The 7,399-nt window shown below is 35.1% G+C and carries 2 protein-coding genes, 1 tRNA gene and 1 pseudogene; 3 read left to right on the top strand and 1 reads right to left on the bottom strand.

Going from position 1 to position 7,399, the window contains the following annotated elements; translation table 11 throughout:
• Positions 1-64: 64 nt before the first annotated feature.
• Both CALSC_RS23615 and CALSC_RS23620 read left to right on the top strand, forming a co-directional pair.
• Entirely contained in the window at positions 65-256 is a 192-nt protein-coding gene (locus CALSC_RS23615) for a hypothetical protein (protein ID WP_088243682.1), read from the top strand.
• A gap of 82 nt (positions 257-338) precedes the next feature.
• Positions 339-411 (top strand) — tRNA-Ala (locus CALSC_RS23620).
• Between the two features lie 413 nt (positions 412-824).
• Here the strand turns inward: CALSC_RS23620 and CALSC_RS23625 are convergent.
• Positions 825-1,014: pseudogene (locus tag CALSC_RS23625) on the bottom strand (UvrD-helicase domain-containing protein); the annotation flags it as partial.
• Between the two features lie 190 nt (positions 1,015-1,204).
• On the opposite strand from CALSC_RS23625, the gene CALSC_RS23630 reads away from it, so the two are divergent.
• Complete coding sequence (locus CALSC_RS23630) at positions 1,205-7,240, top strand: translocation/assembly module TamB domain-containing protein (RefSeq protein ID WP_088243683.1); 6,036 nt, start codon at positions 1,205-1,207, stop codon at positions 7,238-7,240.
• Positions 7,241-7,399: the final 159 nt, after the last annotated feature.

Genomic DNA, 7,399 nt, shown 5'->3' on the forward strand with positions numbered 1-7,399 from the left:
TTCAGGACAACTATAAAAAACAGTGTTACTATTAGTAAAGAAACATTAAGTTATATTAATTATTATGTTAGTACCGCTTTTATTTATAGATGTGGCACTGGTAGCCTGGTCGCTACACCTAATGGAGAAGGCTTACGAACATAAAGAATTCTCTCTCATGTTAGCAGGTCTGCTGGTAGCTGTAGCTGCTGCTGCAATGATGGTTGTTTACTTCTTAATGGGTCATTGCATGAATTATTTACTGCAAGTATCTTAATAAAGAATTAAGATTTGTAGGTAAGAATTATGTGTATTGACAATAAGCACATTGTTAAGTTAAGGTAAAAAACGGACTTTGCGGGGTTATAGCTCAGTTGGTAGAGCACTGCAATGGCATTGCAGGGGTCAGCGGTTCGAATCCGCTTAGCTCCATTTTTATGTGTCGAATAACACTTTATTTGTCGTCGTTAACACATTAGTGTCGTTGTTAACGAATTGAACCTCGTCTTAACGGGACTTAAACGAAAAAAAATAGGTAAATATGCTTGAATTAACTATAGACCCATTTGACATCTATAGTCGAATCTACAAGCCTTTCACTGTCTTGGTTTAATCCGTCTTATGATAATTGACTACGATGAACTGGTGTCTTGAAGCCTAATGGTTGTAAGGTTGGTTAAAACGGCTTTCATGAAAGCCTTATATTTCAAGCAAAGATGTCAAATGGGTTCTATAGTGTCAGATAACAAATCGCTGATAACTAGGAAGCTCTGGAAATGAACTACTCCAATGTTCTTGTACTTGTTCGAGATAAAAATGCTTGAAATTTTGATAATGGTTTTGGTGAAAAGTTATCGCCAAAATATTTTCTGGGTCAACTCGATGTTGCAAAATTAAATTAGCAATACGATAAGTTAAAGTCCTTGTTTTGCCAGAACCCGCACCTGCAACAACCAGCAAAGGACCACAAAAATGTTCCACAGCACGACGTTGGATAGGGTTAAGATGGCTGAGAAATTGGTTAGTTGTTGACATGGGCATCAAAGTATGATGCAGATACAATCAATTAGCGATCGCTAATTAAAGATATTGTCCTATTGCTCAGGGTCTCGTATTATAATAGCTAATCCTGTTAAATATTAAATTATTTAAAACTACACCATGCTAAACATACTGTAATCTATAAAATTTAAACAGGCAGAGTAACTTTTGGATTTAGCAAGTCATGGTGTCCCCAAATACTCCACCAGAGGAAGATTCCTTAGAAATTTCCCGTGCAAAACCCAGGGGTGTTTGGCTCCGTAGAATTATTGCAGCATTGGGATTAACTCTAGTTGGAATTAGTGTAGTTGGTTATTTTGGCGTTAATTATTGGATTAGCAAAGAGCTACCACCATTTCTAGAAACAGAGTTAAGTAAAATCCTCAAACGTCGGGTTAATGTAGGTAAGGTAAAAGGCTGGAGGTTGATAGGTATTCAAATTGGCTCTTCTTCCATTCCTGCAACTGCAACCGATCCTGATTATATTAATATTGAGGCTATAAATGTTAACTTCGATCCTATACCTGCGTTACTTTTTCGTAACCTGCCTGTCAGTGTCACCCTAGTTAAGCCAAATGTTTACGTTGCCCAGGATAAACAGGGACAATGGGTAAATCCAGATATATTGGAACAGCCAGGGGGTGGTAAGCTTCCCGTCAATTTGAATGCAACTGTTCGTTTTCAGGAGGCAAAAGTAACTCTTCTTCCCCAGGGGCAAAAAAATCCTTTTAGCACCCAAATTAATGGATTTGTCAACTATAATCAAATTCAGCCGGAAAGAGTCAAATATGATATTAACGCTGATGTTGATCAAGGTAAATTAAGCATTAATGGTAAAACAGAAATAAAAACTGGTAAAACCCAAGCAAATGCCAAGATAAAAAGACTTGATTTAACCCAATTTAATAGGTTGATTCCTGAGAAAATTGTCACTCTGTCTCAAGGAAAAATGAATGGGGACTTACAGATAAATTTGCCTTCATTTACCCAAGCTCCTTTTGTTAAGGGTAAAGTTAATATCCAAAAAATACAAGCAAGAATTAGGCAATTACCACTTCCCCTCAAAGCCAATACATTCCTAGAATTTGCAGGACAAAAAGTTATATTTGAGGATACAAAAGCCAGCTATGGGAACTTAACTACTTTAATATCTGGCAATATTGACTTGAATCAAGGATTTAACCTCAAAGTTGATACTAATCCTATAGATTTAGCTAATTTAATGCGAACTTTCCCCCTTAAATTGCCAGTTAATATAGATGGTAAATTACAGGCTCAGATGTTTCTCCGGGGTGCTTTAACAAACCCTGTAATACTTGGTAGTCTTATAAGTAGACAAAAAATAAAAGTTGATAAAACAGAGTTTTCTGAAGTACAAGCAAAGTTTACAGGTAATACTAATAAAATTTCACTGCAGGATTTACGTGTAACTCCGGCAGCAGGTGGTGAAATTACAGCGAAAGGAAATGTACAATTTATCGATCGCCAAACTAGCAAAATTAATCTTAATCAAGCGCAACTGTCATTTGATGTAGATGCCAATTTACCCAATCCATCTGCAATAACTGCTAATTATGGTACCGCTCCGCAATTAGTTAAATTAGGCAATTTGCAAGCAGAGGGCAAAATTAGTGGTACTGTTTCTAATCCTCAAGGAATTATCTCTTGGAATTTAGCTAATTCTGATGTTTCCTATCTGAGTGAAGTTTCTGCTGCTGGAGACATTCTACTTTCTGGCAAACAAATAACTCTGCAAAATACAAACTTACAGACAAAAGAGGGACAAATAAAAGTTAGAGGAAAAGGTAATTTAGTAGACAAAAATTGGCAGACTTTAATATCTACTAATTACTTACCATTAAATACAATATTAAATACAGTGATCGCAAATTTCAAAGTTGGTGAATCTGCAATTAATGAGCCAATTACATTAAAAGACAGCACGGTTAAATTATCAGGGAGGCTGAATAATTTTGATTTAGATAGTATCCAAGCAAATAGTAGGCTTAAATTGGAGCTTAGCCAAGGTAATATCATAGTTGATAGTGTAGTGAATCAAGGGATAATTCAAACCACTGCGACTGCAAGGAAAGTTAACATACAGAAATTATTACCTAGTTTACCTTTAACAATTACTCAGATCCAAGCTAATATGTCTGGTTCTATACAGCAATTATTATCATTGGACTCTGATGCTACTTTAGATAGTTTTCGTGCAACTGCTTCTGGAAAGTTAGTTAATAATCAACATCGAAATAAAGGTGCAATTGATTTTAATGCTAAAGGTAATTTCGCTAATAAATATTGGCAAGCCAATTTGAATATCAATAAATTGCCTTTAAATTCATTCATCTCACAATTACAACTAGAGAATATCCAAGTAAATCAACCCGTCACCCTCCAAAAAGGAAATGTCAATTTAGTTGGGGAATTGGATGATTTTGATTTAGCCAGTATAAAAGGAATTGCTAAACTTAATTTAAATGTTAGTAATGGCATAGTAGCAGTCAATAGTCGCTTGAATAAAGGTAATATCCAAGCGCAAGCACAAGCAAAAAGAATTGCTCTGGCAAAATTTTTACCAGATTTACCTCTACCTGTAAATTTAGTAAATAGCAACATTCAGCTTTCTAGCCAAATCGAAAAAATACTACAATTAGACTCTAGTCAAATTAGAGCAAATGCAGTAGCTACGTTAGCTGTGGCTAAAGGTACAGTAAACACCATAACAAATTTGAATAATGGTAAATTTTCTACTAATATAACCACTAATAATATCAATACTCCCGCAATTTGCAGTAGTCTTTCCTTATCTTGTCCAGAGCTCACAAATTTATCGAGTCAAGTTAATTTAATTGGAGATATAAAACCTCTATTACAAGGTACTTCATCTACAAATATTCAAGCAAAAAACATCTCTTTACAAACTGGGAAACAGTCTTTAAATGCTAATGGTAAAATAATTCTTACACCTGTATCAAATAAAATAATTCCTTGGGAAATAGGAACTGATTTAAATGTTACTGCTACTTCTAATTTAAATCAACTTCCCTTAAGTTTAGCACCTCAAGAACAACAATTAGGAACTCCCATTGTAGGACAAGCTATATTCCGAGGTAATTTCGTTGGTAATAACTTACTAACAAATCCATTTTTACCTGGCAACTTAAAACTATTCGGAGACTTACAACTGAGAGACTTAGTTGTAGAAAAAATAGCATTTCAGCCATTACTCAAAGGAAATGTCAATATAGACTTAGGTAGAAAAATTGCTCTTGATTTGCAGGGAGAATCTGATAATACTACTACAAAAGCAATACGCGGTCGCATTTCTGCTAAATTAGAATATTGTCAACAAAAAAAATGTATTTTCCCCTATTTACCAGTTAGTTTTGAATTAAAACAAGGTAACACTCAAACAGGTCTTATTCTCAGTGGTAAGCGTCAAAGAGATGATTTAGATGTACGAATTCAAAATCTATCTCTAGGACTATTAAACAATATACCTATTGTACAGCAAAATATTCCTGGTTCAGTGGGAGGAATAGCTACGGGAAAAGTTAATATTAACTTATTCAACTTAGCTACAACCGGAAATATTAATATTCTTTCCCCTGATTTGGAGTATATCAAAGCAAAGGAATTTGCGGCTAATTTTGCCTATGATGAGGGAATTGCTCAAGTATCATCTGCTTCTCTGAAATTGGGAGAAAGTGAATATAATTTTCAGGGAAGCTTAAATCTTAATTCTGGCGATATCAACGGTAAAATGGTGACAAATTCAGCAGAATTACAAGACATATTCACTGCTGCTGATTTATCTTTGTTGGAAACACTATTTACAACCAATCAAACTAATAATTATGGAAAGGCAAATAATTTAACAACACAACCAGTAGGTAATCCCCAAAGTAATATACTTTCACAGCTACAACTGCTTGCACGGATTAATAATCAACTGCAACAATTTAGTAATCAAGAAAAACAATCAATACCACTACCATTCGATCCTGCAAATATTCGAGGTAAATATAGTACAGAAATTAACATTGCAGGGAAACTAACCAATCCCGAAATTAATTTCCAACTAGATGGGAGTAAATGGCAATTAAAACCAGAAAATTCACATTTAACTAATAAATCTAATGATTCTTCGCACAAAATAGTCAATCAAGATTTATACATTGATAGGATTATTGCTGAGGGAAACTTCAAAAATGGAGTATTACAATTAGCACCTGTACGGATAAACATAGAAGATAGTTTCCTAGCTTTTCAAGGAAAATTATCATTGCAGCAAGCATCTGGATTATTAAAATTAGACAACTTTCCTATAAATACAGTACAGCATTTTATTGACCTTCCTGTTGATATTGACGGCAGATTAAATATGCAAGCCAATTTAGATGGTAGTTTATTTCAACCGCAAATTACCCGAGGACAATTATCTTTAATAAATGGTACTCTCGAACAAGAATCTATAGGGAAATTTTCTGGTCAATTTAGTTACATTAATTCTCGCTTAAAATTTAATACCACTCCTAATTCATCCATACAACTACAAGCATTATTTCCCTATCCCCCTCAAGCAGACGAAGATAATTCCCTACTTATAGATACAACATTTGGAACTAAATTATTTCCTCTAATCAAACCATTAACTCAAGGTGAATTAGAATGGGTAAAAGGAGATGGCAAAATCGAATTTAAAATTGCAGGTTCCTTAAATTGGCAAGCCGAAACTATACCAGAATTTCTGAAATATACCACAGCTAATTCTAATATTCAGCTTGAGAATGCCACAGTTAAAACCAAGCAATTGGAGGAAAATATAGACTTAAGTGTTGCAGGGAATTTAACCCTAGAAAATGATATAATTCAAGTAGAAAAACTCCAAGGTAATCTGGCAGAAAGTCCATTTGCACTAACAGGAATTTTACCTTTATTTGACTCCATACAAAACTTATCTAACCCCCTAACCCTAACAATGGGACCAGGAAAGCTGAATCTCAAGGGACTATATAACGGTAAAATAGACGGGAATGCGATTATTTCCCAAACAGCAATGAATCCATTAATTGGGGGTGAAATTCGCCTCCATCATGGAACATTAGTATTACCTAAAGTAAATAATGATAAGGTAGCTAATACAACCCAAGATACTCCCAGTTCAGCCCAACCCGCCACCAATAATCCTGCTATATTACCTCAATTCCAAGACTTTCAGATAATTCTCGGCAATAGATTTAAATTTAAGCGATCGCTACCTAAAGCCAATATTAGTCTAGCAGGTAAAGTAACCCTGAATGGCTTCTTAAATCAATTGCAGCCAGAGGGAATCATTGAATTAAAACGAGGAAGGATCAACCTATTTGATAACCAATTTGCATTAACTCGTAACCACGATCAAATAATTGAATTTAAGCCCAAACAAGGTTTATTCAATCCCAACATAAGTATTCAATTACAAACCCTCGTCTTTGACTCCTCTCGATTTGAGCGTCGTCAACCAATTGATTCAGAAATTAGAGATGATATTGTTACACCTCCCCACCCTGATCGCATAGATGTAAAAGTCACGATTGAAGGCACTGGCAATCAATTACTCGCCAGTTTATCCGATACATCCACCGTTGCCTGTCAGCTTAACCAAGATGATACTAGTACAAATGCGATGAGCCTACGGCATACGCAAGCGATCGCAAACAATGGTCACCAATTAAATCCTCAAGCACTGCAAGAGTTAGCTAATTGCATTCATCATAATGCCGAACAGGGTATTCAACAAAAACAATGGCTGATACATCCTGCGATCGGACTTACAAGTACTCCTCAAAGAAGTAAAGCTGAGATTATAGCATTACTTAGCGATCGCGCTATAGGTTCTGTTTTGGAGATTCAGCAACAAATCTCGCAAGGTAATGGTGCAAACTTAATCAGTTCTGGTGTAATTCAATACCTGACAGGCAATTTGATTGCTAATGCTGAACAAGAAATACTATGGACAATTCAACAGCCGTTTGATGCTTTTGGTAAAAAGATTGGTCTTACCCATTTTCAGATTATTCCTTCCGTCCAAGGGGTTAAGCATATCGATGATAACTCTTCACTAAGATTTATTTCTGATTACAGTGACTTCTTTTATCAAAATCTATTTTCAGGTAAACAAGATACTGGCTTTGATAGTCAATTTCGAGTGATGTACGAACGGAGATTTTAAATCATTCATTACTTCATAGTTTCCATTGATTTACCCTTGTGGCTGGAAAATAGGGGAAAGGGTAAAGGTTAAAGGGGAAGAGAAAAAGGCACACCAGATTTAATGGTTGGAGGAATATACCTACTTTAATCTGTTGCATTCTTTGTTTAATTTAATTTT

It is taken from the genome of Calothrix rhizosoleniae SC01 (genome assembly GCF_900185595.1).
Lineage (GTDB): Bacteria > Cyanobacteriota > Cyanobacteriia > Cyanobacteriales > Nostocaceae > Calothrix_A > Calothrix_A rhizosoleniae.